The organism is Bacillus rugosus, from assembly GCF_023238245.1.
Classification (GTDB): domain Bacteria; phylum Bacillota; class Bacilli; order Bacillales; family Bacillaceae; genus Bacillus; species Bacillus rugosus.
The window spans coordinates 1,327,392-1,352,396 of record NZ_CP096590.1 but is presented as its reverse complement, the minus strand read 5'-3'; the positions used below and the strand labels follow the sequence as shown (position 1 = coordinate 1,352,396).

29 protein-coding genes and 1 pseudogene are annotated in these 25,005 nt (G+C 45.2%); 6 read left to right on the top strand and 24 right to left on the bottom strand.

All coding sequences use genetic code 11. From position 1 onward, the window contains the following. The 12 genes from M0696_RS06890 to M0696_RS06835 all read right to left on the bottom strand — a co-directional run bounded on the left by M0696_RS06890 (position 1) and on the right by M0696_RS06835 (position 8,643). Positions 1–936 carry a phage major capsid protein gene (locus M0696_RS06890; RefSeq protein WP_003220578.1) on the bottom strand — a complete coding sequence of 312 codons (936 nt, stop codon included), beginning with the start codon at positions 934–936 and terminating at the stop codon, positions 1–3. A gap of 25 nt (positions 937–961) precedes the next feature. Further along, a complete protein-coding gene (locus M0696_RS06885) occupies positions 962–1,789 on the bottom strand; it encodes an XkdF-like putative serine protease domain-containing protein (RefSeq protein WP_166853539.1) in 828 nt (275 codons plus the stop codon). Between the two features lie 19 nt (positions 1,790–1,808). After that, entirely contained in the window at positions 1,809–3,299 is a 1,491-nt protein-coding gene (locus M0696_RS06880) for a phage portal protein (protein WP_222142651.1), read from the bottom strand. After that, the gene (locus M0696_RS06875) at positions 3,300–4,601 is read right to left on the bottom strand and encodes a PBSX family phage terminase large subunit (RefSeq protein WP_248602632.1); all 1,302 of its coding nucleotides are present in this window, start codon (positions 4,599–4,601) and stop codon (positions 3,300–3,302) included. It lies immediately after the preceding gene. Further along, positions 4,598–5,395 (bottom strand): phage terminase small subunit, encoded by a 798-nt coding sequence (gene xtmA, locus M0696_RS06870; RefSeq protein WP_166853542.1) that lies wholly within the window; start codon positions 5,393–5,395, stop codon positions 4,598–4,600. The genes M0696_RS06875 and xtmA overlap by 4 nt, the downstream gene beginning before the upstream one ends. A 117-nt stretch (positions 5,396–5,512) precedes the next feature. Next, positions 5,513–6,022, bottom strand: coding sequence for a sigma-70 family RNA polymerase sigma factor (locus tag M0696_RS06865; RefSeq protein WP_166853543.1), 510 nt, complete (start codon positions 6,020–6,022; stop codon positions 5,513–5,515). A 114-nt stretch (positions 6,023–6,136) separates the two neighbouring features. Then, positions 6,137–6,343, bottom strand: a complete 207-nt coding sequence (locus M0696_RS06860; protein ID WP_166853544.1) for an XtrA/YqaO family protein — start codon at positions 6,341–6,343, stop codon at positions 6,137–6,139. Then, positions 6,330–6,689 (bottom strand): phage portal protein, encoded by a 360-nt coding sequence (locus M0696_RS06855; RefSeq protein ID WP_222142649.1) that lies wholly within the window; start codon positions 6,687–6,689, stop codon positions 6,330–6,332. The genes M0696_RS06860 and M0696_RS06855 overlap by 14 nt, the downstream gene beginning before the upstream one ends. An 84-nt stretch (positions 6,690–6,773) precedes the next feature. After that, positions 6,774–6,941 (bottom strand): hypothetical protein, encoded by a 168-nt coding sequence (locus tag M0696_RS06850; RefSeq protein WP_222142648.1) that lies wholly within the window; start codon positions 6,939–6,941, stop codon positions 6,774–6,776. Further along, positions 6,941–7,741: an ATP-binding protein gene (locus M0696_RS06845; RefSeq protein ID WP_166853547.1), complete on the bottom strand. Its 801-nt coding sequence runs from the start codon at positions 7,739–7,741 to the stop codon at positions 6,941–6,943. The genes M0696_RS06850 and M0696_RS06845 overlap by 1 nt, the downstream gene beginning before the upstream one ends. Then, positions 7,641–8,477, bottom strand: a complete 837-nt coding sequence (locus tag M0696_RS06840; protein WP_222142647.1) for a phage portal protein — start codon at positions 8,475–8,477, stop codon at positions 7,641–7,643. Before M0696_RS06840 ends, M0696_RS06845 begins: the two co-directional genes overlap by 101 nt. Further along, the gene (locus M0696_RS06835; RefSeq protein ID WP_222142646.1) at positions 8,464–8,643 is read right to left on the bottom strand and encodes a hypothetical protein; all 180 of its coding nucleotides are present in this window, start codon (positions 8,641–8,643) and stop codon (positions 8,464–8,466) included. Before M0696_RS06835 ends, M0696_RS06840 begins: the two co-directional genes overlap by 14 nt. 177 nt (positions 8,644–8,820) lie before the next feature. Between M0696_RS06835 and xre the strand changes: the two genes are divergently transcribed. Continuing rightward, complete coding sequence (gene xre / locus M0696_RS06830) at positions 8,821–9,162, top strand: HTH-type transcriptional regulator Xre (protein WP_222142645.1); 342 nt, start codon at positions 8,821–8,823, stop codon at positions 9,160–9,162. A gap of 161 nt (positions 9,163–9,323) precedes the next feature. Continuing rightward, the gene (locus tag M0696_RS06825; RefSeq protein ID WP_166853551.1) at positions 9,324–9,920 is read left to right on the top strand and encodes an ImmA/IrrE family metallo-endopeptidase; all 597 of its coding nucleotides are present in this window, start codon (positions 9,324–9,326) and stop codon (positions 9,918–9,920) included. Between the two features lie 44 nt (positions 9,921–9,964). Here M0696_RS06825 and M0696_RS06820 read toward each other — a convergent pair whose 3' ends face one another. Together M0696_RS06820 and M0696_RS06815 are read right to left on the bottom strand one after the other, a co-directional pair. Further along, positions 9,965–10,801, bottom strand: coding sequence for a manganese catalase (locus tag M0696_RS06820; RefSeq protein ID WP_166853552.1), 837 nt, complete (start codon positions 10,799–10,801; stop codon positions 9,965–9,967). A gap of 74 nt (positions 10,802–10,875) precedes the next feature. Further along, on the bottom strand, positions 10,876–11,478 hold the full coding sequence (locus M0696_RS06815) for a poly-gamma-glutamate hydrolase family protein (protein WP_003220550.1): 603 nt from the start codon (positions 11,476–11,478) through the stop codon (positions 10,876–10,878). A 106-nt stretch (positions 11,479–11,584) separates the two neighbouring features. Between M0696_RS06815 and M0696_RS06810 the strand changes: the two genes are divergently transcribed. Next, positions 11,585–11,962 carry a PH domain-containing protein gene (locus M0696_RS06810; RefSeq protein WP_003220548.1) on the top strand — a complete coding sequence of 126 codons (378 nt, stop codon included), beginning with the start codon at positions 11,585–11,587 and terminating at the stop codon, positions 11,960–11,962. 36 nt (positions 11,963–11,998) lie between these two features. Here M0696_RS06810 and M0696_RS06805 read toward each other — a convergent pair whose 3' ends face one another. Further along, entirely contained in the window at positions 11,999–12,952 is a 954-nt protein-coding gene (locus tag M0696_RS06805) for an N-acetylmuramoyl-L-alanine amidase (RefSeq protein ID WP_003220547.1), read from the bottom strand. Between the two features lie 123 nt (positions 12,953–13,075). On the opposite strand from M0696_RS06805, the gene M0696_RS06800 reads away from it, so the two are divergent. Beyond that, complete coding sequence (locus M0696_RS06800; RefSeq protein WP_003220545.1) at positions 13,076–13,330, top strand: YciI family protein; 255 nt, start codon at positions 13,076–13,078, stop codon at positions 13,328–13,330. Between the two features lie 31 nt (positions 13,331–13,361). Here M0696_RS06800 and phrA read toward each other — a convergent pair whose 3' ends face one another. The 3 genes and pseudogenes from phrA to yjoB all read right to left on the bottom strand — a co-directional run bounded on the left by phrA (position 13,362) and on the right by yjoB (position 16,036). After that, positions 13,362–13,496 (bottom strand): phosphatase RapA inhibitor PhrA, encoded by a 135-nt coding sequence (phrA, locus tag M0696_RS06795; protein ID WP_003220543.1) that lies wholly within the window; start codon positions 13,494–13,496, stop codon positions 13,362–13,364. Beyond that, positions 13,486–14,622 carry a response regulator aspartate phosphatase RapA gene (rapA, locus tag M0696_RS06790; RefSeq protein ID WP_079288553.1) on the bottom strand — a complete coding sequence of 379 codons (1,137 nt, stop codon included), beginning with the start codon at positions 14,620–14,622 and terminating at the stop codon, positions 13,486–13,488. The genes phrA and rapA overlap by 11 nt, the downstream gene beginning before the upstream one ends. A gap of 144 nt (positions 14,623–14,766) precedes the next feature. Beyond that, positions 14,767–16,036, bottom strand: a pseudogene (gene yjoB, locus M0696_RS06785) (ATPase YjoB). 149 nt (positions 16,037–16,185) lie between these two features. Between yjoB and M0696_RS06780 the strand changes: the two are divergent. Beyond that, positions 16,186–16,650, top strand: coding sequence for a DinB family protein (locus M0696_RS06780; protein WP_003220539.1), 465 nt, complete (start codon positions 16,186–16,188; stop codon positions 16,648–16,650). Positions 16,651–16,876: 226 nt separating this feature from the next. After that, entirely contained in the window at positions 16,877–17,641 is a 765-nt protein-coding gene (locus M0696_RS06775) for a sulfite exporter TauE/SafE family protein (protein ID WP_003245643.1), read from the top strand. 36 nt (positions 17,642–17,677) lie between these two features. Here the strand turns inward: M0696_RS06775 and M0696_RS06770 are convergent, their stop codons facing one another. The 6 genes from M0696_RS06770 to uxuA all read right to left on the bottom strand — a co-directional run bounded on the left by M0696_RS06770 (position 17,678) and on the right by uxuA (position 25,005). Further along, positions 17,678–19,171 (bottom strand): UxaA family hydrolase, encoded by a 1,494-nt coding sequence (locus M0696_RS06770; protein ID WP_248602631.1) that lies wholly within the window; start codon positions 19,169–19,171, stop codon positions 17,678–17,680. Further along, complete coding sequence (locus M0696_RS06765; RefSeq protein ID WP_222142640.1) at positions 19,168–20,610, bottom strand: tagaturonate reductase; 1,443 nt, start codon at positions 20,608–20,610, stop codon at positions 19,168–19,170. Before M0696_RS06765 ends, M0696_RS06770 begins: the two co-directional genes overlap by 4 nt. Before the next feature lie 77 nt (positions 20,611–20,687). Next, a complete protein-coding gene (locus tag M0696_RS06760) occupies positions 20,688–21,689 on the bottom strand; it encodes a LacI family DNA-binding transcriptional regulator (protein ID WP_041905090.1) in 1,002 nt (333 codons plus the stop codon). Positions 21,690–21,776: 87 nt separating this feature from the next. Further along, positions 21,777–23,045 (bottom strand): MFS transporter, encoded by a 1,269-nt coding sequence (locus M0696_RS06755; RefSeq protein ID WP_166853564.1) that lies wholly within the window; start codon positions 23,043–23,045, stop codon positions 21,777–21,779. A gap of 47 nt (positions 23,046–23,092) precedes the next feature. Next, positions 23,093–23,929: an SDR family oxidoreductase gene (locus tag M0696_RS06750; RefSeq protein WP_222142639.1), complete on the bottom strand. Its 837-nt coding sequence runs from the start codon at positions 23,927–23,929 to the stop codon at positions 23,093–23,095. Then, positions 23,926–25,005 carry a mannonate dehydratase gene (gene uxuA / locus M0696_RS06745; protein WP_166853566.1) on the bottom strand — a complete coding sequence of 360 codons (1,080 nt, stop codon included), beginning with the start codon at positions 25,003–25,005 and terminating at the stop codon, positions 23,926–23,928. Before uxuA ends, M0696_RS06750 begins: the two co-directional genes overlap by 4 nt.

The following is a 25,005-nucleotide window of genomic DNA, read 5'->3' as shown; positions in this document are numbered from 1 at the left end:
TTATTCTTTTACGTTAATTAATTTCGCACAGGCATCCTCTTCTTCGAACTTGCTGTCCAGCTTGGCCGTTAAGACAATAATGAATTTACGGGAGCGGATGTCTTTGTCGACTTCAATTCGGATATTGCGGGAGAAGCCGAGAATGATATTTTTTGGATGTGTGAGAATGATATCAGAAGCGTCATATTGCGCATCTCCCTCACCGACTGTGTACGGCTGAATATTAGAAACCCCTTTGACTGGTACGCCGAATGCTGTTGATAAACCGCCCTGAACAGCCAGGTCCCCAAGGTTTGTCTGGCGGTCTGCTACGCGGTCCTTCCATTCAACTTCTAAGCCGTGAGACGTATAAAATCTGAATTCCTGAGGAATACGCAAATATTTTGGTGGAACAGCCTTTAAGCCTTTCTTGAATGTCGCTCTGGACAGTTCTTCACCGTTCATGTCAACGATGTGGGACACCGCTTGTTTGCGGATGCCGTCCAGCTGAGCCAGATACGGATCAGCTGATGCTGTATCACCGTTTACAATCAGCTCTTCAATATCAACGGCTGCGCGCTCTGCTAAAATTTGCATGATCGTCTGCTGAAGGCCGTCTTTTTCAATATTGTTTTCGAGTGTGTCATACGTAATGTTGATTTCCGCAATGACTTCTTTCGTGTTCAGTTGGACAGTGCTTGTCGTTGGAACTGTCAGCTCGTCATTTGACAGTGCTTTTCCTTCTTGAGCAGCCCGCAGAATACGCTGGCCGAAGCCGATTTTCTCAAATTTTTGCGAGTCATTTTCCATTTGAATCACGCGGGATTCACTGAAAATGGTCGGCGTGTTTTGCACCATGCGGATAAAGGCCGATGCTTGCGCAGGGTTCATAAGTCCGCCGCTTTTTAAAGCAGAAAGCGACATTTCCGCTTTCCGAATGATCTCTTGATTTCTCAATTGATTTCCTCCTCTTTGACTGGTTTTACAGCAGTCCGCTCCAGATAGATTTTTTAACTTGCTCTGTATTGCCGCTTGCATCGTCCGCTGTCTGCTTAGACGCGCCTCGCGCTTTTTCCAAAGCCTCGATTCGTTCAATCAGCGGGGCAAGCATGTCCTCAACGAGCTTTTTCAGACGCTCGTCATCACCCGTCTGCTCCGGCTTTTCCTCCGTGTCTGTATTTTTTTCAATCCGCTCAAGCCGTTTGAGCAGAGGGTAAAGCGCATGCTCGAATGATTCTTTCATGTCTTCTTTTCTCATTTCTTCAGTCTCCTTCCCTGTTTTGTCAGCCAGCATTTGCTTGAACACATTGAAGAATCCCGCTTTTTCAACCGGTTCTTCTTCATATACATCAGCAGTGCCCGCCATGCTGTAGCCGGTGATGATTCCAGCCTTGATCTGTTCCCACACCTCGTCAGATGCTCTCGTCACGAGTACCCACGAACCCTTTGTAATCTGCTTTGTCCCGATCATAAAATCATCGGGCGCCACATATGACTCGACCACGACGCCGGTTCCGCCTTCAAAGCTGTGATTGATATCAATCTCCCGTGCCTCGGCGAGAAAGCCGTGCGCCGCTTTTTCAATTTCCTCAGCAGTCATAAAATCGCCGTGGGCATCTGGAACATCAGGCTCATACACGATTCCGTACACGAGCCTTTGTTCATCCTGCTCACTTTTTGTAAACAGCCGAACCTTTTTTTCAAATGACGGAGGTCCGGATGACTTCGTAAAGAAAAATTCTGTCTGGTTAGCCGCCTTGTCCACATAGCTGACAAAGCTGATTTTGGCATTTCTTAATTCCCGCGCCACCTGCTTGCTTCACCTCCCTTCAGGACGTTTTGATCCCTTCGATGCTTTCTTTCAGCTCCTGCATGAGCGCAGTCAGGTTTGTCTTTTCCGCATCCTGTCCTGCAGGCCGTTTATAAATCTCCTCAGGCCACTCCTCCAGCGTTTTGCCAAGCACCCGTCCGGCAAGATCGCGTAAATCATTCGGTGAGACTGCTCCGGCTGTAATAAAAGGACCGAGCACTTTCGCAATCTCAAGCGGATCACGAAAGTCCGGTCCTTTTAATGTCAGCCGAACGTCATGAATATTCAGCTCCGGCAAAAGCAGCGTGTTCAGTTTATTCACAAGCGTTTTTCGCTCCGGCTGAAAGACCTGCTCCTCCGTAATTTTTCTAGCGGTATCAGCTGTCGCCCGGTTATATTCCTGGGCCTCTCCTGTATACAGCGGCGGGAGGCGGAACGCCGAGCGCAGCTTATTTCTGCTTTTTTCATCGTATTCAAGAAACAAAGCGTCGTTTTGCAGAATTTCCGCCAAGGATTTGATTTCCACGGACACCGGCGTAATATCCTCACCTCCGTGGAGATCCTTCTCTTTTGCGATTCCTTCCGCTTCAATCAGGAGAAATTTATGGGCGTTTTCCACGCCTTCAAGATCATTCATGTACTCTTGCAGCTCCCGGTAAGAAGTTTCCGACAGCATCCCGTTTTCCACTGTGATCGCAGCGGGGACATGACGGCCCTGCTTAAAATACATAAAATTGAGCTCTTCTGCTTTTCGGGCTCCGTATAAATTGACGATATTGCCGACCCAGCGGGGCACGCCGTATACGCCGCTTCCGATTTTGAGGTGAATGGCTTCATTTGCTTGATACTTCTCTGCCAATGTGTTTACATATTCACCCGTACGCATATCCATTTTTCGCGGATCGCCGTATTCCTTGAAAAATACTTTCTTTCCATTGATCATTTGCACATATTTTCGGAAGCGTTTTTGCCTTTTGATTCTTTTCATTTTCCCATTTTCTTCATATACAAATGAGACCTCAACAGGTTCACCGGCTCCGCATACACGCATATATTTCACATCTAAATATTCGATGCCCGCCGGTTTTCCCATCCCGTCGCGAAGCACTTCCATAAAGCCGTTGCCTGTTTTTTCTCTGTCTTCGATGGCATAGCCTAAAATCATTTCGGCTGATTCGTCAAAATGAAGGCATTTATAAAAGGCTTCAAGTCTGGCCCATTCTTTTTCCGCTCTTTTCTTTTTCGTCTGATCGACGTCACTCGCGTTGACATCAAACGTGTACTCAACATCGAAGCCAAAACCTGTAATATTCACCCTGTACGCATCAATGCATTGCTGAAGAATCGTCGAATATTCAGCAATGGTTTTAAGCTCGATGATATTGTAGGGCGGTGCGATAATATCCTCTCCGTACAGCTCAGAAAAGTCATCTTCATAGATTTGCTTTGTCTGAGGTACGGCGGCATTGGCTTTGAACACAGTTGCTCTGACTGTTTGATTGTGCGTCATTTATAACCTCCTCCTTTCCCGGTTCGGCCGGATTCGTTTGTGTGCTGTCTCTTTCATATCAGCAACCTCATAGTCATCTAGCGCATACCAAATGGCAGAAAGCGTATGCGGGTCAATCGTGAATTCATCCTCTATCAGAGCTCCGTTTTTATCTTTAGCATACGTTAGCGTCTTGAGCTCATAGATGACATTTTCACAGTGGTCCGAACAGAATATCTTTTTGAATCGTTTCACCTTTTTGGTGTATTGAAGTCTTGAGCCGGGAAACTTTCTGGCTCCGACCATTCGAAAGCCCTGCTGGCGGAAATATTGGATGCTTTTCGGCTCAGCGGAGTCGGCTTTGATCAATTCCTGTGTGTCAATAAACTCACGAAGCTCCTCAGCCGTCCTGTCATCTGTCATTTTGTTTTGATAATACTCCCAATAAATGTAGAGGTATTTTTTTTCAGGGTCGACTACAAGTCGGACAACAGCATTGTAGGATTCCTCGAACCCAAAATCCATGCCTGTGCGAAAAATTGGCTTGTCGATGGCTGCGATACGTTCTTTTACTCGGTCATGCGGAAGCACCTCAAACTGTGGCAGGACCCTGATCCCGTTGACGCCGAATCGGCCTTTGCGGGCAATCCGGTACAGGTCAGGATCATATGCCTTGAGTCCGTCAAGCTGATTCACATAGCTTTTCGGGAGAAAGAGATTGTCGTTTGCTGTGGAATGATGATAATACGTATCCCCCTTGACAATTGTCCGTTTTTCGTAAAGCTCGCTGTCATCCAGCACAAACCGTTTATTGCGTTCATCCCGAAAAAAATGCCGGTACGTCCAATTGGAGGTGCCGACGGGATTGGTGGTGCAGATCATATGAAGCTTCAGTTCAGGGTGGCGAAGACGTCCGATTAATTCCTTAAAGCCTTCATACTTCACTTCTGAGCACTCTTCTATCCATATTAATGAAATATTATGAACTGATTTCAATTTCGCAGGATTGTCCATTCCTTTGAACATGATCCGGCTGCCGTTTTGAAACCGCAGCTGCAGCGGGGAAGAAAGGGATGCCACAGCCTTTGTGAGGCCGAGCTCTTCGATCACCTCTTGAAACAAGGCAAAGGTCGAATCCCGATGGGTATCGAACACCTCGCGGATGACAAGGGCCGTCCGTTTTTCCTTCAGCAGCTTTAACACGATTTTCAATGCCGTATGATAGCTTTTGGATGAGCCGTAGCCGCCGACGAGAAACTGGTACGTCTGCTCCCAATTGAATACATAATCTTCGAAATGAGGGTTGATTTCTTTTACAATCATGGCTTGTCCTCTTTTCGTTTGATCATGATTTCAATCGGCTCCTGGCTGTCATCTGTTTTTTCAGCTTTTTGTTTGGCAAGCTTTAATTTCTCGTTTTCAATTTTTTGTTTCAATTGATCCGGAAACAAATCAAAATATAAGGACAGCTTCTCGAGCGCCTTCATCTTGTCTGCGAGCTTGATGGCGATGCCTTCTTTGCCAAGCTTCGCTTCCGTCACAATGGTGCCGTCAACGAGCCCGGAATCTTTGACATCGACAAAGCTGATTTCCTTCATAATCGGGTTATCATCTTCATCAAACAGCGGTCCCGACTTCCCGACAGCCTGGACCTCTTTTTTTCCGAAAGTCACATAGTCCGTAATATCTGCAAAAGCGATCTTGATGTAAACCTGCAGCACGTCCATTGCTTCAATAAACATTTCATTGACCATTTCTTTTTTAATGCGTCTGATTTCAGCAGCGACCTTTTCATTCTTTAACAGACGGCTGCCCGTCACGTGGGCGCTGTCCGGTGAATAGCCCGCTTTAATTGCTGACTGTGTGGCATTGAAGCTTTTGACGTAATACAGGCAAAACAGCCGCTGGCGTTCATTTAATTCATTATTGTCTATCCGGCGCTGTGTTTGTTCGTTTCTGGTTTCAGAAAACAAGGCCTGTTTCCATTTGTCTTGTTTTTTCCAGACGCCGATTGTTTTCGCGGAAACGCCGATTGTGTCCGCGATCGCCCGATTTGTGATCTTTCCTTGATGTTGTTGATAGATTGCTAATGCTTGTTCGCGCTGTTGTGTTTTCATGCTACGGCATCACCGCCACCTCCAGCATGGATGTCTATTCATAAAAGCAGCTGATCTTGCCAGCCGCTTATGTGTCATGCTCTATTCACTTATAGGTGGCAAACGTATGACAAGCTTTCAGGCAAGCGATCGATTCATTTCCTCCTGCTGTCTTTGCATCTTTACGATTGCCCGTTTGATGGTCGTTTGCACAGTCGATTTTTTCACACCGAGAAGATCAGCGATCCGTTCATAAGAAAAGCATTCTACCTTATGCAGCAAAAACATTTCTTTTTCTCTGTCCGTTAACAGGGATAACGCTTCTTGGATTCTTTCTCTGTCTTCTTCTGATACCTGTCCGTCCGGCTCAACCATCATTGTGCTGGAAAATGATTCGATGATTCTCGGATCCTTGATCATCAGCCGCTGATACGCATCACGCCGGTCAATCGCCCGTCTGATGCCGGGCTGTCTTCCTTTTTCAAGCCATTCTGTTACATATTCAAGATCAGTAATCATGTTTCTGATGATCTTTTTATCCTTCAGCTCTTCAGCTGAGAGCACGGATTCATCTGCTTCAGCGAGCGGTTTATATTGTGTTCTTGTTTGTTTTAGCGTGCGTTTATATTCAAATAGTAAGTCTTGCATTCTATGATCCTCCTCATTTTTGGCAATAAAAAACGGACACCAATCAACGCACAAATGCTGTGCAGTTGATCAGTGTCCGCAGGCTTTCCGTCTTGGACGTATTCTGTTTTTGCTTTAATTTAATTTGTAGCCGATTTCAAAATCCACGCGGGCAAGGTCTCCCTTTCTCGTTTCGACGAGTGTTTTTCCATGCTCCGGCGCTTCTGTGACCCATGCTTCTTGCTTGATACCGTCTACAATAATCACTCGGATTTTTCCGTCCTCCAGCTGGCTCTCCAGCGTGATAGAATCGATGTTTAGCAGTTTTTTAGGATTGATCAAGTATCTTTTCCTCCCTTTCCGGTCCAGCGCTTGTTTTGGCTTTTTCTAATAGCTGAATGATGCGCTCCTTTGAAAGAACAGAATTCCCTTTCAGAAAATCAAGAGCTGCTTTAGACGCTTCCAGCAGTTCGGGTGCAGCCGCCATCAAGGCGGCATTGCTTTTTTGCGAATAAGAGCTGAGGTTAAATACAGCGGCAATCAGCCGGCCGTTTGAATATGGGAATCTTTCTTTTTCTTCTTCACTGTATGCTGAATAAATATAGATCGGTTTCGTATCCCCGCACAGGACAGCACGCCACGGTGCAGGGCTTTTCTCTGCTTGTTTTGTTTTTGCCAACACTTTCACTTCCCGTCATCCTTATACCATTCTTCAATGTTTTTTTCTGTTCGCTTCGCCCGAAACAGCAAAGCAATTAGAGCAGTCAGCTGTTTAATCATGGCCATTCAGCCTCGCTTTTCCCGCTATCAGCATTTGCTCCAGCTTTCGTATGACCGGCGTTAAATCAGTGCCGGACCGGCAGTTCGGACATGGATGGAAAACGGCTCCAATTCCGGTATATTCCACAATGACTTTCTTTGTTTGACAAAGCTTGCACATTATCTGATGCCCTCCAATCTATGGTTCAGCTCGTACGCTGCCCCTTTAATAATCACTAAATAGTCGCTGCACATTTCGTAGATTCTCGTGCCGAGCGCTTCATCGACCCGTACAAGTGTTTCAATCGTCAGCTCACTCGAAAGCAAAATCGGTTTATGATTTAAATAACGGTAGTTAAGTACAGAATACATTTGTTCTAATTGCCAATCTGTGGCGCGCGGTTTGCCGTTAACCGGTTTAAACAGGTCATCTATGAACAGTACATCTGCCTGCTTCATTCGGCTCAGCTTTGCTTCCAAAAGATCAAAGTCATTTTTTAGATCAGTAAAGCCTTCCACGAACGGAAAATAAATGACCGGTACGTGGCGCGTTCTCATCAATTCATTGGCAGCAGCGGTCAAAAGGTGCGTTTTTCCTGAACCGGGCTGTCCTAAAAGGGCAATGCTATTTTTCCGACTGTCCTTGATTTGTTCATAATCGGCCACATACTCTTTTGCGCATTCAAACGCATCTTTTATGGCCTGTGGCTTTCCCTCCGTGCGAAATTCTCTGAAGCCCAGCTGTCTGAAGGCGTGAGTAATCTCACTGGCACCGAGAAGCCGCTTCACTCTCCGTTCTGCTCTGCAGCTGCACATTGTCCAGACTTCCAGGCCGTTCTGCCGGATAAGATAGCCTCCCTGATCCTTGCATCGCGGGCAATCATACCGGCTTGCGTCTAATTCGGCCGGTTTGTCCGCCAGTAATGGACGTCTCCCTCTTTTCAGCTCGTCCAAAATTTGCTCGATTGTTCGTTTTGTCATGTCTTTCCATCCTCTCATGTTGAATTGCGGCACTCTTTTTGGCCTGCTGCGCGAAAAATCGGTCTTCAATGAATTTCGAGCAATAGCGAAAGGCCTTGATTGTTTCTGAAGCGGCTGTCCGCCGGTTTTCAAAGGCTTGAAAGCATTCCTCAAGCCATTCGATTGTTTGCGTCATAGGAACGCCGATGGCGACAATACGGGCGATGGCTTGATAATCTCTGGAGGAAGGATATACGGTGCGTCCTTCTTGAGCCGACCGTAATTGTGTAAACCGCTTCGCAATGTGATCTACTGCATCATTAACAGCAGTATTTATATTTGTTTTATCTTTATCTGAGCGGACGTCTGTGTCCGGTGCCGGCGGCGAAAATGGCCGTTCCTTTCTGCTCCGGTGTACAGTTTTGTCCGATCTGAAGCTGAATTTTTTGGAATGCTTTACCGAAATGATCAGTCCGTATGGTGCGCGGACAGCTTTTATGTACTCATGGGTTTCGAGAAGCTCCAGCCATCTTCTGACGGTTTTCTCACTCACCCCGAAAACAGCCGCCATTTCTCTCGCTTTTAACGGCTTATGGCCGAGCACGATTCCCCAGCTTACGCCGTCTTTTTCAATTTCTTTTGTTGTTGAGCTGATGAACCAGAGAAACAGCCATAGCGCCGGACCGATTTTGTCATAATGTTCTGAATTCAACAGCCCTGAATACGTAGGAAAAGGATAGCTTTTATCGGTTTTCATTGTACGCCGCATCTCCTTTTAACATCATGTATGTTTGAAACTGTTCTTGCGTTTCAAAGTGGAACACCGGAAGGCCGCATGCCGTAAACGAAATGGTGCCGCAGGATTGTCCGAGATGGCGCTGATCTATGGGATTTTCACTAAAAACAATTTGGATTGGATACATGTGATCACTCTCCTGATCTGTTTTCGATACATTTCGTATCAACTGTTACCAAGTATAAACGATACAATCTGTATCATCAAGTTATTTTTGATACTTTTTTTATCATAACTTTATTTTGATACAGATTGTATCTATAATCATAAGTAACTTAGGGAGTTAAAAAAGAGAGGTCATAGTATGATAGGCAGCAGATTGAAGAATCTCAGGGGGAAAAGGACACAGGAAGAAATCGCATCCCACATTGGTGTGTCGCGGGCACGATATTCCCACTATGAAAACGGGCGAAGCGAGCCTGATTACGACACACTCCAAAAGCTGGCTGATTACTTTCAAGTAACGACTGATTACTTATTAACAGGGAAAGACAAAAAATCCGACGACGATATGTTTTCAGATCCGGACTTGCAGCTCGCATACCGTGATATGCAGGATTTTTCCCCAGAAAGCAAACAGCAGGCCATTGAATTTATCAACTATTTAAAAGAAAAAGAGAAAAACCGGAAACCGAAAAATAAATAAATATTTCTCTGTTCTCTAAAACATATAAAAAATAGACCGATATAAAGAAAAAAGTGTTTATTTTTTTAAGAAAAGGGAAAGATTTCTACACACTTTCCAGTCCTATAAGGGCTTTTCTTTCTCGCTAAAAACAGAACGCATGTTCGAAAGGGAGTATTCAATTGGGCGATTACTTATCACATCTGGAGGAATACGTAAAAAATTTATACAGCCGGCTGGGCATCACCTCCCCCCATCACATTGATATGCTAAAAATTGCAAAGGATCTGGATATTTGGGTTCATTTTGAGGATATGGGGAGCATGATGGTCAAATACGACGGTATGTATAGTATCGTATTGAATCAGAGAAAATCACGGGAAGAGCAATGGGAAGATTTTGGCCATGAACTGTGCCACGTGTTAAAGCATGCAGGCAATCATTTTCAGATGAACAAGCTCTTCAGGGAACTGCAGGAATTTCAAGCGAATCAATTTATGTACCACTTCTGTGTGCCAACCTTTATGCTGTTGCAGATGGAACTGCCGCAATGGAGAAGCCAGGCGCTTGCCACAATCGCGACGGTATTCCGGGTAACAAAGGAATTTGCTGAAAAAAGGCTTGAAATGTTTGAACGGCGTAAAGCAGGTATTCAATTTCAGAAGCGGCTCGCTTACTTATTATCACATAAGCGGCCAAATGTGTACGAGGAAGGCGATCAGCAGCACTTGCAGGTCGCTGAAGAAAAAGCGTTATATCATATCGGCAAATACAGCTGATCAAAAACGGGCTGGGAATATAAATCCTCAGCCCGGCAGAACAACTAGCATTTTGACATTGGAGGAATCGTATTATGCACCCACATAGGCGCCGGTTTAAGGTGAGGTGCAGGCCCAAATGCAATCGGGGCCGGAATATACCTGAATTCTCCCCGGCCGTCAAAGGCTTCGCCATGAGCCCATCTGCCTTGTGAGCTTTCATCCCCTCTGGAGAAATTAAACAGGTCATAAGCCACTTCCCGCTTTTCAAGCTCACGCGGAAATGTCGTTGGAACGACAATATCCCGTTCTCTTTCTTCTAGCTCTTTAATGGCCGCATACCACATATTTTGATGATAAGTATCCCTTGCAATTAAAAATGACAGCATATCTCTTACTCCAGGATCATCAGTCATCGCATAGAGCCTGGTCACCTGAAGGCGACCTTGAGATTCCGCATTTAAGTTTGCGCGGAAATCTGCCAGCAAATTCCCGCTTGCAATAATGTATTTGGCATTCCACGGATAGCCCTCACTATCTGCTGGCATTGCACCCAGACCGGACACAATCGCATGCTGAGGATTCATTCCTGACATCACTGCTGCAATGGCGGGATTGCTTTTATAAGCATCCTCCTGTACATCGGCTGGTGCATTATCCAAAAGCCTGGAAATCATTGTCGCCAACATTTCTACGTGTGCAATCTCTTCAGTACCTACGTCACATAACAAATCTTTATATTTGGCATCCGCCCTGCAGTTAAAGCCTTGGAACAAATATTGCATCATGACACTGATCTCACCGAATTGGCCGCCCAGTATTTCTTGAAGCTTTTTCGCATAAACCGGATCGGGATGAGCTGGCTTAGCTTGATATTGAAGCTCTTTAATATGATAAAACATATGCATTCCTCCCTACACTTTCGCACAACCCTAGCGTATGAAGGAATGGGCCGATCGTGCAGGTCCCGTATCATTTATTCATAAAAACCAAGCTTAACGGCTTCCACATATCGATAAAACAGATCGTTTTGTGTGTAACTTTCTTCACGGCAGCCAAAATTGCGGAATAACGCCTTTCGCTGTGCCGTGCTTACTTCCAATTGCAGTCCCATTTCCCTCTTCGTCCGATTGACAATATTTTTCGGATGGACACCTGCCAACCGGTCTTTCTCACTGGTGAGCTCGGCGCTAAAGCCCGCTTCATTCAGCTGCTCACAAATGCGCTTGGCTTTTTTACGGTCCGCGCCTCCGACCAATGTATGCGGAGTTTTTGGATCATGATACCCATGAAATGCTAATGCGTAATGGTGGGCATTCACTTTTTCTAAAGCCAGCGGCTCGTCAAAACGAGTGCATGTCAGGTGCAAGGAACGGTTGTTTCGCTGCTTCACACCTTCGAACAAGTAAATGGAACATTGATCGGAAAATGCCCGCACCAGCTCACTGACGCCAGGCTCAATTCTGCCGCCGTGGGGACCGAGGACGATAAACTCACTTTCTTTTTTCTCCTCATAAATAATCCGGTACTCCGATTCAGAAGCAGAAAGGGCTGCAAAGTTGTCATACATATCTTTCATTTTGAATGCTCTCCTTTACCAGTCAGCACCAGTTTACTCTACTCACCTATGTATGAAAACCTTTTTTATAGTATGATTTGATAGAATACGTATTAGGAGGTATATCATGGGATTTATTGATGGATTACTTGGCAATGCGTCAACTCTGTCAACGGCTGCGGTGAAAGAAGAGCTAGGTCATATTTTACTCGATGGTGAGAATGTCGATGCCGCGTTTAAATTGGTTCGCGATTTAATTGTCTTTACTGACAAGCGGCTTATTCTTGTAGATAAGCAGGGAATCACAGGAAAGAAAACGGAATTTCAATCGATTCCGTACAAAAGCATTTCTAGATTCAGCGTGGAGACTGCCGGCCGCTTTGACCTTGATTCAGAGTTGAAAATTTGGATCTCCGGCGCAGAACTTCCCGCTGTCTCAAAGCAGTTTAAAAAAGACGAAAGCATTTATGATATTCAAAAGGTTCTTGCCGCCGTTTGTATGTAAGAAAAAAACGGAAGCTTGGCAGCTTCCGTTTATTGATTACAGCTTTTCCTCTATTTTCGCTTTCGTTTTCGGACCGTAAATGCCATCTGCCGTTAATCCGCTGACAGACTGAAAACGTTTCACGGCATTTGCTGTTTTCGGGCCATAAACGCCGTCAACGCCGTGATTTTTTGCTCCTTTATCAGGGTAAAAATAAAGGGCAGCTAAAGCAGTCTGCACCTGCTTTACGTTTGTCCCTTTCGTTAGCGGGCTTGTCACTTTGATCACTCCCGATGGGAGCGGATAGGAAGACGCGGCATGGCTTTTAGAAGAAGTTGCCGCCTGAGACAGTTTAATCACCTGTCCGACTTTGATGTGATCAGGGTTGGTGATATGATTTATGCTTTGCAGCGTTTTCACACTGACACCATGTGATGCGGCAATCCCCGACAGTGTATCGCCTTTTTTCACATGGTATTCAGACGCCGAAGAAGAGGCTGAAGCCTTTTTCGCTGACACGACTCCGTTTAATTCCTTTTCAATTGCCGCCTTCACTTGATCCCAGCGCCCCTCTGATAAAATACGATGTGGGCAGTACTTTCCGCTCCAGTCCTGATGCTTTCTCACCCGGTCTATTCCCCAGCCGCGCTCTTTCAAAAGCTGAGCGACGAAAGAAATCGCCAAGGCTTCGGCCGCCTCATATTTTGGCCCTCCCGATTTGCTGTAGCAAATCTCAACGCCGATTGATTTGCGGTTTCCTGTACCGTTTGTGCCGTCACCCGTGTGCCAGGCGTTTCGGTTTAGCGGCAGACCCTGAATCACCTCTTTATCATCCACCGCAAAGTGAAAGCTTGTCGAGCTGGTGTTCCCAATCATATAGCTGATTTCATTAGCCGCTGACGCATCGTTTGCCGTGTTGTGAATGGTAATGTATTCAGCGGACATTGCATTGGGGCACTTCAGCGCGTATTTTGCTTCAGAAACTAAATTTTTCTTCACTTGAATGCTCACCTATCATCTCTCCTTTTTATTTTTTCATAAATAGGTGGCATTCGTAGGACGAAAAGCTCATATCATCCGTCACCGGTTTATGGATAATTGTGTTAAACTGAAGTTCGATAGGAGGGGGATAAGATGAATACGTACTTAATGCTGACAACGAGAACAGATCAATTCAAACAGAAACATGTAGCCGGCCACTATGAATTTTTGGATCGCTTACAGGCAGAAAAGCGCTTAAAACTGTTCGGGCCATTCAGCGATGCCACAGGCGGAGCCTACGTCATCGAAGCAGGTTCACTGGAAGAAGCGGAGGAAATCGGACATGCAGATCCTCTGGTGACAAGCGGATCTTCTATGCTGACCATAAAAGAATGGAAGCTGAAATAAAAAAGACCCCTGAGGGTCTTTTTTGTCATCATCATGTTTGATTGCGTGCCGCAATGTGGAATGTTTTCCCCTCTGTGTCTGCTGTTTCTCCTGCATGGACCATCACCTGAGTAAAGCTAAACCCGATCGCAACGAGCAACAAACCTGACATCCATTTAGATTTCATATAAACAATCTCCTCTCTGGATTTGTTTTTGTGCGTGCACCATTTTCTCATAAAATGAAAGTGCTTTTTCGGGCTGTCCATTTTCTATATAGAATTGGGCAGCATCATGCGCCAGCTCTTCAATATAAGGATACAGCATATGTTCTTCAAGAAATTGAAAGGTGTGTGAGACTGATTCTGTGTCAATGTTTTTTCCGTATAACGCATGTAAAAATTGAAAAAGCTCCACGAATAATTCATCACTGTATTGACGGGCGATTTCCAATCCTTCACGATACTGTTTTTGCGCTTCGGCATCATTTTTTTGTTTATACAGAACCTGTGTTAAAGAGTAGATAGAATGCGGAAGATTATCGAACTTTTCCGACTTGCAAATAGAAACAGATTTCTCAAAGTATTCGGCTGCCTTTTGCAGTTCACCCATTTTCTCATAGCAGTTGCCGAGGTTGTACAGGGCAGAACTGATCAAGCGGGGATTGCCTTCTTTCTTTGCAAGGTCTAAAGCCAGTTCTAAGTGGGGCAATGCTCTTTCTGGATACTGCATATCATCATAATTTCCTGCAATAACGAATTCACATTGGATTCTGCGGACGGTGTACGTTTCATACATTTGGTACGTTTCTAATGCCTGAACGGCGTAGCTCATCGAAACATAGGTTTGTTTTAAATTGTAAAAAATTTCAGCCATTTTAAAAGCGAACTCGGCCTTCTCAATATCATCCGAGACGAGGGCAAGATTCTTTTCTGCCCGTTTATAATACATCATGGCACTGACAAACATTTTCTGCTTAAATTCATACATTCCTCGAAAAAAATTAAAGTAATACTCAAGAAGCCCTGTCAGCTTGTACTGATTCCCTTCAATGTCTTCTAATAATTCTGAAAACTCTAGCTGCGACGTGTCCTCTCCAAAAGGCTTAATGTAATCCAGCATGACACGATGTCTGAACTCCATTAAAGAATAATACAGCAGCAAATCTTGATCTTCTTCCATATCCTCGATTTCTCTTTCTACTTCGAGCTTGACCCGTTCGGCTTCAGCAACGTGGAACTGCCGGATATGGGTATACCATTCATTAATTTTAAGCCCGACATAAGAGGACGGAATCGTCTGCTTCATCCTCAATTAATCCCCCCTTTTGAGTTACCCGAGATATGTCATATTTTATCATATTTACAAGAAAAAGAAGAACGCAAAAAGACCGCAATTGTCGAATTTCGGCTAACCGCAACAAAAAAGCGCGGGTTTTTCAAAAACCCGTGCTTTCTTTTAGTGAAAACCGACTTTGTTTCTTTCCATCCAGCTTCCCTGCCGGCTTTTTCTTTGCTCTCCTGTCATGTCTTTCACCATGGTTTCAATATGATGATTCCCTTCTTGGTGCCATTGAAGGGCTGAAGATACATATAATTCTCCCAGCTGTGCAAAGGAAAAGCCTTCTGTAAGCTTTGCGGCGTTTTTTATTTCTCCTTCACTCAAAAAGATGTCAAAGCCTCTCATTTTCATATATTCCAGCCGCAGCTCTTCATCCGGAAGCCCAATTTCATAGGCACGGTCAAACCGTCCTGCACGATTCATCAACCCTGGATCGATCTCTTCGGGATAGTTTGTCGTGCCAATGAGAAATAGCCCCTCTTTTGATGTCGCGCCGTCCAGCGTATTGAGAAAAAAGGATCGCACATCCTCCGGCATCGAATCTATATCCTCGATGACCAGAACTGCAGGAGCGAGGCGTCTCGCTGCCTGAAAGACTTCTTCTATTGTCTCGCTCGACGTAAATTCAGTAATTTGCCAATAGGCAACAGGTGCATCGATACTGCCTGCGATCGACTTCACTAATGTCGTCTTCCCGTTTCCAGGAGGTCCATATAACAGAATGCCGCGCTTGTAAGGGATGTCATACGTTTGATAAAACGATTTATCACTATGAAAAAACTGATCAATTGATCTGTATATCTCTTTTTTTAATAGCGGATTCATGATTACCTGACTCCGCTGAACCTCTCTGACAATGGCTTCCTGCTCTCTTGAAGTCCCTCCATCTCCATCCGTAAAAACGGTCACTTTCCGCTTGCTTTTTTCCCAGAGACGCGGTCTGACTCCCTCCAGAAAGGCACGCATCTTTTCATCGTTAACCGCAAACAGACAATCAAAACTCATGATGCTCCCATCTTGAAAATATGGAATTCTGGCAAAAGCAACTCCCTTTTCAGGATACGCGTATACACTGTTTCTTATAGACTTATGGACGGTATAATCCGGTTCTTTTTCATCTTCATCGTAAGCAAAGGTTTTCTTCAAGCTTTTCAAATATATATGCCACATGCTCAGGCTCCAAGGAACCGCTGCGGACATCTTCTACAAGAAGCTCCCAGTATTCCGTGTTCGGGTCATCACTGGCATAGAGCTCATAGAATACACCGTATTGATCATAAAGCGTCTCTTCAATCCGTGTGATAAGGTAACCGAAAGTGCTGTAGCCCGCCGCAGCTCTTTCATTCTCTTTTTCTTCGTACTGATAAATGAAAGGTATGTTTGTCATGTTTATACTCCATTTCATGTTTTGTGAACGTTATATATATGATTGACATAGCATTTTGTTTCATCCCACAGCATATTACTTGTGAATTGATAACCGTTGATATAGGATTTCATTGCACCATTAATTTTTTACATATGGAGGAGATCATATTGAGCCAATCCAATCAAATTGTCAGCCATTTTTTATCCCATCGAAACGTGACCAATGAGCTTGCTGAAAAAATCAGCAAAGACCATTACGGCTACAAACCGGCTGAAACGTCAATGTCAGCGGAAGAGCTGGTCAAACACATTCTTACGTCTTTCCACTTGTTCGCAAATGTCATTAAAGAAGGCAATGCTTCACCATTTCAAAACAAGCAGGAAGAAACAGAAACAGATCTCAATGTTCTGGCAAAAACATATACAGAAAAAACGGCCGCTATTCTTGAACAGCTGACTGAAGAGCAGCTGGACAGAGAAATTGATCTGACAGCCACTTTCGGCAGAAAAGTCACAGGCAGCTCACTGCTTCAGCTTGCAATGGAACATGAAATTCACCATAAAGGCAACCTATTCGTTTATGTGCGGGAAATGGGCCACACGGAGCTCCCTTTCTATCAGCAGCGCATGTAACACAAACGAGAAAAAAGATACCTGTTTAGGGGTATCTTTTTTTTATGCCTCCGGCTCACTTCCAGATTTCGTCCAGACACTCATTATAGGTCAAATGAATAAAGATATTGAGCAAACCAAAATTTCAAACAGCTAACGTGCAAAAATTCAAAACATTTAATTGATTAACGTGACCTAATCATATATAATCTGATAAAAATAGTCGGGTTTTCAGGAGGCCTTTATCATGAGTGTAAGCATCATATTGATGGGTTTGTTTGTCGGAGCCTTAGTCGGATTGACGGGAGTGGGCGGAGCGGCCTTATTAACTCCTCTTTTAATTGTGCTTGGAATTAATCCTTCCATCGCGGTCGGTACGGATCTTGTATATAACTCGATCACAAAGCTGTTTGGCGTTGCCTCCCATTGGCGGCAGAAAACGATTAACTTTAAATTAGTAAAATACTTAGCCATCGGCAGTATTCCGAGTGCGTCCCTAGCCATTGGCATACTCCATTTGTTCCCCGCCTTTCATCAGCATCAGGAAGAAATTATTAAGCATGCTCTTGGCTATGTGTTAACACTAGTTGCCATTTCAATCATCGTTCGTTTGTTTTTGGATAGAAAACTGCGCCCGAACCGCTGGCAGCTGATGCCGCTTGAAAATAAGCGGGCGCTAACGATTCTCATTGGTGTCGTGTTTGGGTTTATCGTTGGATTAACATCAATCGGTTCGGGGTCATTATTTGCAATCGCCATGATTTACTTATTTAACATGAAAGCGTCACAGATTGTCGGAACCGATATCGCACATGCTTTTCTTCTCGTTACGGCAGCAGGCATTTTGAACGCAAGCTTCGGAAGCGTAGATTATATGCTGGCAGCTAATCTGCTGCTTGGCTCAATTCCCGGTGTGCTGATCGGAAGCCATCTCTCGCCTCGATTCTCTCCGCGTCCGCTGCAATTTATTATGGCGTCCATCATTTTGGTCAGCGGCTTAAAATTGATCTAATGAAAAAGGCTATCCTCCGGAGGATAGCCTTTTTCATTATAACGTCACACCCGATTTAAAAATGGCAAGTTCCCTGAAATCATTTTTTTCATGGTTCACAAGTTGACCGCTAGCCACTTCAATTATATAGTGGATAAATTCCCGCAGCACAAATTCCTCATGCACATCATCCTCAGCTAAAAGACCTGCGTTAAAATCAATCCAATGCGGCTTCGCCTCGTACAGCTGGGTGTTTGTCGCTACCTTCACTGTCGGGACAAAGGTGCCAAACGGCGTGCCTCTCCCCGTTGTAAAGAGGACAATTTGGCAGCCCGCCGCCGCCAATGCGGAGGAAGCGATCAAATCATTTCCTGGCGCGCTCAAAAGCGTCAGCCCTTTTGTCTTGAGCACTTCGCCGTATTTCAAGACATCTGCGACAGGAGAAATCCCCGCTTTCTGCGTGCAGCCCAGCGATTTATCCTCAAGCGTAGAAATGCCGCCTGCTTTATTGCCCGGTGAAGGATTTTCATACACCGGCTGATCATGTTTTATAAAATATTGTTTAAAATCATTGATTAAATGGACAATCTTATGAAACACTTCTTCATTGGCAGCCCGCTGCATCAGGATGGTTTCCGCACCGAACATTTCCGGGACTTCCGTCAGCACCGTGCTCCCTCCCTGTTCGATGATATAATCTGAAAAACGGCCAAGCAGCGGGTTTGCTGTTATGCCGGAAAAACCGTCCGAACCTCCGCATTTCAGCCCGATTTTCAGTTCGGACAGCGGAATATCTTCTCGCCTATCCCCTTTGGCCGCTTCATGAATCTCCTTCAGTAAAGCAATGCCTGCCTCCATTTCGTCTGTCACCGACTGGGATTCGAGAAACTTCACCCGATTCAGGTTCACGTCCTGCAGTGCTTCCTTCATTCCTGCCAGCTCGTTGTTTTCACAGCCAAGCCCTAACACCAAGACACCGCCGGCATTTGGATGGCGAATGGCATTCAGTAAGATTTGCTTCGTATTTTCGTGATCGTCGCCAAGCTGCGAACATCCGTATTGGTGTTTTAACACGAGCACATTATCAAATGGAGCGATATTCCCCGTTTCTCTGACAAAACGCTGAAGCATTTTTTCAGCAATCCCATTGACGCAGCCGACAGTTGGCACAATCCACAATTCATTGCGTACACCGGCATCTCCGTTTTCTCTTCTAAATCCTTTAAACGTCCGGTTCTCATTTGAGTACGGATTTTCATCAAATCTCGGTGTATAGCTGTATGTTTGGATGTCAGACAGATTTGTTTTTGTATTATGGACATGAATATGCTCTCCGATCGATATATCTTGTGATGCATGCCCGATTGGAAACCCATATTTGATGATGCTGTCGTTTTCTTTGATAGGCTGAAGCGCAATCTTATGGCCCCTTTTAATATCATCCTGCACTTCAATCGACACGCCGTCCGCATTCAGCCGCTCTCCCTTCTCAATATCCCGCAGAGCAAGAAGAACATTATCTTGTTTATGAATCTTTATAAATGACTTCATCGTACCTCTCCCCTTTGTATGCAGCATTGTTCAAGAGCCCGCTGCATGCCCAGCTCATGAATATGATTCAAATCATCAGCGACTCTCTCAGTCAGCCTCGGTATTTCGTTGAGATCTGTCCCCCACAGCCGCTCTTCGCCTAACACCTTTGAGGCAATACGGAGCATGTCTCCATTCTCCTGATGCCACACCTCTTTGAAAAATTGAAGAACAGCCGGATCATCCTGCAATTTCTCGTTTCCCTGATAAAAATACAGAAGAGCGCTGAAAGAAAACACCAAGCGTTCAGGAAGCTGTCCCTTCTGTTCAGCATATTCCTGAATGGTCGGCAGGTTTCTCGTTTTGAATTTGGAAACAGAGTTCAATGCAATGCTTTCTAGATAATGCTTAATATAAGGGTTTTTGAAACGGTTCAGCACATCATCAGCATATTGAGAAAGCCTTTCCATTTTTAAAACAGGAAGAATGTCGTCACTGATCATCTCTCTAATAAACTGCCCTACTTCCGGATGCTCGACAGCATCCCGCACAGTTTTCAATCCGTATAATAAAGCAACTGGCGTCATTGCCGTATGAGCGCCATTTAAAATTCTCACTTTTTTAATCCTGTAAGGGGTCAGGTCGCTGACAATCTTTGTATGGAGCCCGGCAGCTGCAAAAGGCAGTTCTTCCCCAATCCAATCCGGCCCCTCAATAACCCATAAATAATACTGCTCCCCCACAACAATCAGTTCATCCTGATAGCCCAGCTCCGCAGTGATCTCACCAATGCTGTCGACAGGAAAGCCCGGGACAATGCGGTCTACTAAACTATTACAAAACGTGTTGGCATCATGTATCCACTGTGTAAACCCTTCTTCCAGCTTCCATAGATCTGCATAATGAAGAATCGTTGCCTTCAACTTTTCTCCATTATTCTCGATCAGCTCACATGGGATCAAGACACAGCCTTTAGTCTGATCTCCTTTAAAAGCTTTATAGCGAAAGTAGAGAAACGCAGTTAATTTCCCAGGGAATGTTTTTTGAGGCCGATCCTCTAAACGATCTTTTTCATCACATACGATACCGGCCTCTGTGGTGTTGGAAATGATAAACCGCAGCTCTTCGCTTGAAGCCAATTCTTTAAACGCTTCATAATCTGAAAACAGATCAATTCCGCGGCTGATTGAGTTGATAATCATATGCTCGTTTACCGCTTCTCCGTCTTTCATTCCCTGTAAAAAAAGCGTGTACAAACCATCTTGCTGATTTAACCTTTTGATTTTTTCTGACCCTCTTGGCTGTACAACTGCGACGCTCCCATTAAAATCAGTGTGTTGATTCATTTGATCAATTTGCCAATCGACAAACCCTCGCAGAAAGTTTCCTTCACCGAATTGGAGAATTTTTTCCGGATACTGAGTATAGTGATCGTACACGTTTTTATTGAGCTTCTGCACCTTCATTGCCTCCCTCTCTCATTTATGCACACGTTAACATTTTTCCGTATAAAGAATGCCCGCTGAAAAACGGGGCATCACTTGGTCAATTGTCTAACTGAATCACGCACCATGAACGCTGTATTTTCCATGATTTTTTCCGCTTTTGTTTCCGGCTCGCTGATCAGCGACAATAGTTTTTGCGCGCCAAGCACGCTGATTTTCTCTACTGGACGCTTCACTGTTGAAAGCCTTGGCGTAATGTATTGCGAAAATCCAATATCATCAAAACCGATCACTGAAATATCATCAGGGACGCGCAGCCCCTTTGCGAATATCGCATTCATCGCTCCGATTGCCATGTCATCATTCGAACAAAAGACAGCAGTTGGAGGATTCGGCAGCGCCAGCAGCCGCTCCATCGCTTGAAAGCCGCTTTCCATATCGTATTGCCCTTTGACACTGTATTCATGTTTGATCGGAATATGATGATGAATCAGTGCGGCTAAGTAGCCTTCCTTACGCTGATGGGAAGATTTAAAGCCTTCGATTCCCTCTATGATGGCGATGTCTTGATGTCCGTTCTTAATGAAGTATTCTACAGCCTCCTGAGAGCCTTCCTTGTCATTGGACAAAATATTCGTGATGCTGCGGTCATCAATATCTCGATTCAGCACGACAAGCGGGATGTTTTTTTCGCGAATATGATAAATAAAAGAATTATCAATGTCACTTTGGCTCATTAAAATGATGCCGTCGTATCTCATCGGCGTAACGGAGTCATAGTTTTTTAGATCATCAATACCCCGCACATAGAGGTTGTAATCCTCACTTATAGCTTGATTTACGCCTTTGATTGTGTCAGCAAAGAAGCTGTGTGAGGTTCCGTTTGTGATGCTAGTAAAGAAAAGACCGATTGTATGTGACTTTTGCATCGCAAGGCTTTTCGCATTAACATTTGGTGTATAGTTGAGCTGTGCTGCGAGCTCCAGTATTTTTTTCTTCGTATGTTCTTTGATGTAAGGGCTGTTGTTGAGTGCTCTGGAAACGGTTGTGTGGGATACATTTGCGAGTTTTGCGATATCTTTTATGGTTACCATCTAATTCCCTTCCTTATCAAACCGGCTGCGATTATTTACTGTATATTGTATCATCAAACATACCGCCTCTCCCACTATATTTCCAGATTAATAAGACACCGGATTCTCCGCTTCTGTTCCTGCTGGTTTGCCAATGATCGGACGGACAAAACGAATAACAGCAAGTGAAGCGAAGACAGCTAACCCTCCGGCGAGCAAAAATGCTCCAGAAAACGTGCCCGTTCGATCAACAATAAAGCCGGTTAGAGCCGGGCCGATAATTCCGGCCGTGTTGGCTAGGAAATGCATGAAGCCGCCTACAGAGCCGACATTGTTTTGATCAACTACATCTTGAATGACAGCCCAATAGATAGCGCCGGTCAAATAGAGAAAGAACACTGATAAAGCGACAAGTGTGACAGCGCTCACGGTAGTTGCCACAAGCCCGGCAAAACCAATCAGGACCGCCGATGAAAACAAACATGAGACAAGCACAACCTTGCGCGAGAACAGCACACCTTTTCGGGCTGTTTTTTTGTATACATAATCAGAAACAAATCCCCCCGCTGCAAGGCCGATAAAGCCTAAAATCCACGGAATGACCGTGATGACACTCATCGATCCCACACTTAATCCCCGCTCTTCAACAAGGTAGCTTGGAAACCATGTCAAAAAGAAGAAGAGGATGTAGTTGTAAGCGAAAAAAGCAAACGCTGTGAACAGGACTGTTTTTTGCTTCAGATAAAAGGTGAGCGGAATTTTTTCCCCAGGAGATGTTTCTGCTTTGATTGCCGGTGCATCCCCCATCGCCGTTGGCGGCTTCTCTTTGACAAACTTGAACCACAGTACTGCCCATATCAATCCAATAATCATAATGAGAACGAAGGATACCTTCCAGCTGAACGCGACTGCAATCATGCCGACAATCGGGCCGGAAATAGCTCCACCGAGCGGTGTTCCGCTGTTGGTCACACCAACAACGGATGCCCGCTGGGTCGGCGGGAACCAGTTATTGACCATTTTGTTGATGGTCGCAGACAGCGGACCTTCTCCCATCCCGAAGAGGATGCGTATAATCAGCAGACTGATAAAACCAAAGGCGAGGGCGACTGCTCCGCTGAATAGCGACCAAACGACCATGGCGACAAACAAGGTCAACTTCGCCCCATAGCGGTCAGATGCCACGCCCCCAAGAAAATTAAAAATGGCATACCCAATCGAAAAACTGCTGAAAATCAAGCCCATTTGCGTGGCAGATAATGTGAGATCATCCTGAATAAAAGGAGCTGCAATGGAAAGCGCCGAGCGATCCAGGTAATTAATCACCCCTGCCAGGAACAAAAAAAGGATAACGGGAAGCTTATCTTTTGAGAACATCTCAACCTCACCCCTATGTTGGTTCAGTTTCTGTTGCGCTGCTTTCGTTACACGCCTGAATAAGCCATAAATCCTCCATCGACAGGAACGGTGATCCCGGTGACAAAACCGGAGTAGGATTCATCCGCCAACCAAAGAAGCGTACCAAGCAGGTCCTCCGGTTTTCCAAAGCGCTTCATCGGTGTTCCCGCAATAATTTTGTTAGAACGCCCGGTTAAGGTTCCGTCTGGGTTAATCAGCAGATCATGATTTTGTTTTGTCAGAAAAAAGCCTGGGGCAATCGCATTGACACGCAGTCCGGTTTCCGCAAAATGAACGGCCATCCACATCGTAAAATTATTGATCGATGCTTTGGCGGCACTGTATGCCGGGACCTTCGTCATGGGTGAATAAGCACTCATGGAAGAAAGGTTGATAATCGCAGATGAATCAGCCTTCAGCAGCTCTTTCCCAAACACTTGAGAGGCAAGAAACGCACCGGTAAAGTTGGTAGAGAATACAGTTGAAAAGCCCCTTTCATCCATATCAAAAAAGGATTGGCCTTCTCCCGCTTCTTCATATGTCTCCACATCGGTTATGGCGTCAGGGTGATTGCCGCCAGCCCCGTTAATTAATAGATCGACAGAACCGAACCGGCCGAGGATGTCCTCCTTTGCCTGCACCAGTGACTCCCTGTCCAGCACATTCGCAGAAACAGAGCATGCTGTTCCCCCAGCCGCCATAATCTCTTTCACGCCCGCTTGGCCTTTTTCAGCCGTCCGATTCAATATCGCCACCTTCATGCCATGTCTGGCAAGCTCCCGTGCCATCGCTGAACAGAGCACGCCGCTGCCGCCAGTTATGACTGCCGTTTTACCAGCGAGGTTCTCATGGAGCGGGATCATACTTCCACCTCTTTTTTTGCCATTGCTTCGTATGCATCCCACAGTCCGTTCAAGTACATGATGCCAAGGGCACGATCGTATAGGCCATAGCCCGGGCGGCATTTCTCGCCCCATAGATGTCGCCCGTGATCCGGTCTTACATACCCTTCGTAATCCTGCTTATGCAGTTCTTCCACCACTCCCTGAATGTTGATCGAACCGTCTTTCGTCAGATGAGATGTTTCAATAAAATCGCCATTCTCATAAATTTTCACATTGCGAATATGTGAAAATGGAGCGATGCCGGCATACGCTTTAGCGATTTCCACCATATCGTTAGCGGGATTGGCTCCCATTGAACCTGTACACAAGGTGATACAATTAGACGGTGAATCTGAAATCGCCCTTAGTCTCTTATAACTTGCCTCCCCTGTGATAATGCGAGGCAGTCCGAAGATCGGCCATGGCGGGTCATCCGGATGAATAGCCATTTGAACACCATGATTTTCTGCAACCGGAAGAATTTCCTCTAAAAAGAATGATAAATTGTTCCATAGCTGTTCTTCATCAATCGTTCTGTAGGCTGCAAACAGCTCTTTGATCCGAGCTAACTTTTCGGGCTCCCACCCCGGGAGTGTCATGTCAGATGCTTGCTCCACCGTGCGAATCAGCTCTTGGGGCTCAAGGCTCTCCACCTTGGCCTTTTCAAAAAACAGAGCGGTTGACCCATCTTCAAGCGGACGGAACATGTCCGTGCGTGTCCAATCAAAAACCGGCATAAAATTATAGCAGATCACTTTCACGCCAAATTCGGCAAGATTGCGGATCGTTTGTTTGTAGTTTTCAATATACCGGCTGCGTTCTTCGTTTCCGAGTTTAATCGCTTCATGAACATTCACGCTTTCTACAACTTCCGCATGAAACCCATAGGATTGAATATATTCGGTCTCGGCTCTGATTTCTTCTTTTTCCCACACGTCGCCGACTGTTTTTTGATGGAGAGCCCAGACGATGCCTTTGACTCCGGGAATTTGCCTCACGTGTTCAAGTGTGACTGTATCGTTGCCTCGGCCATACCATCGGAATGTTATATTCAT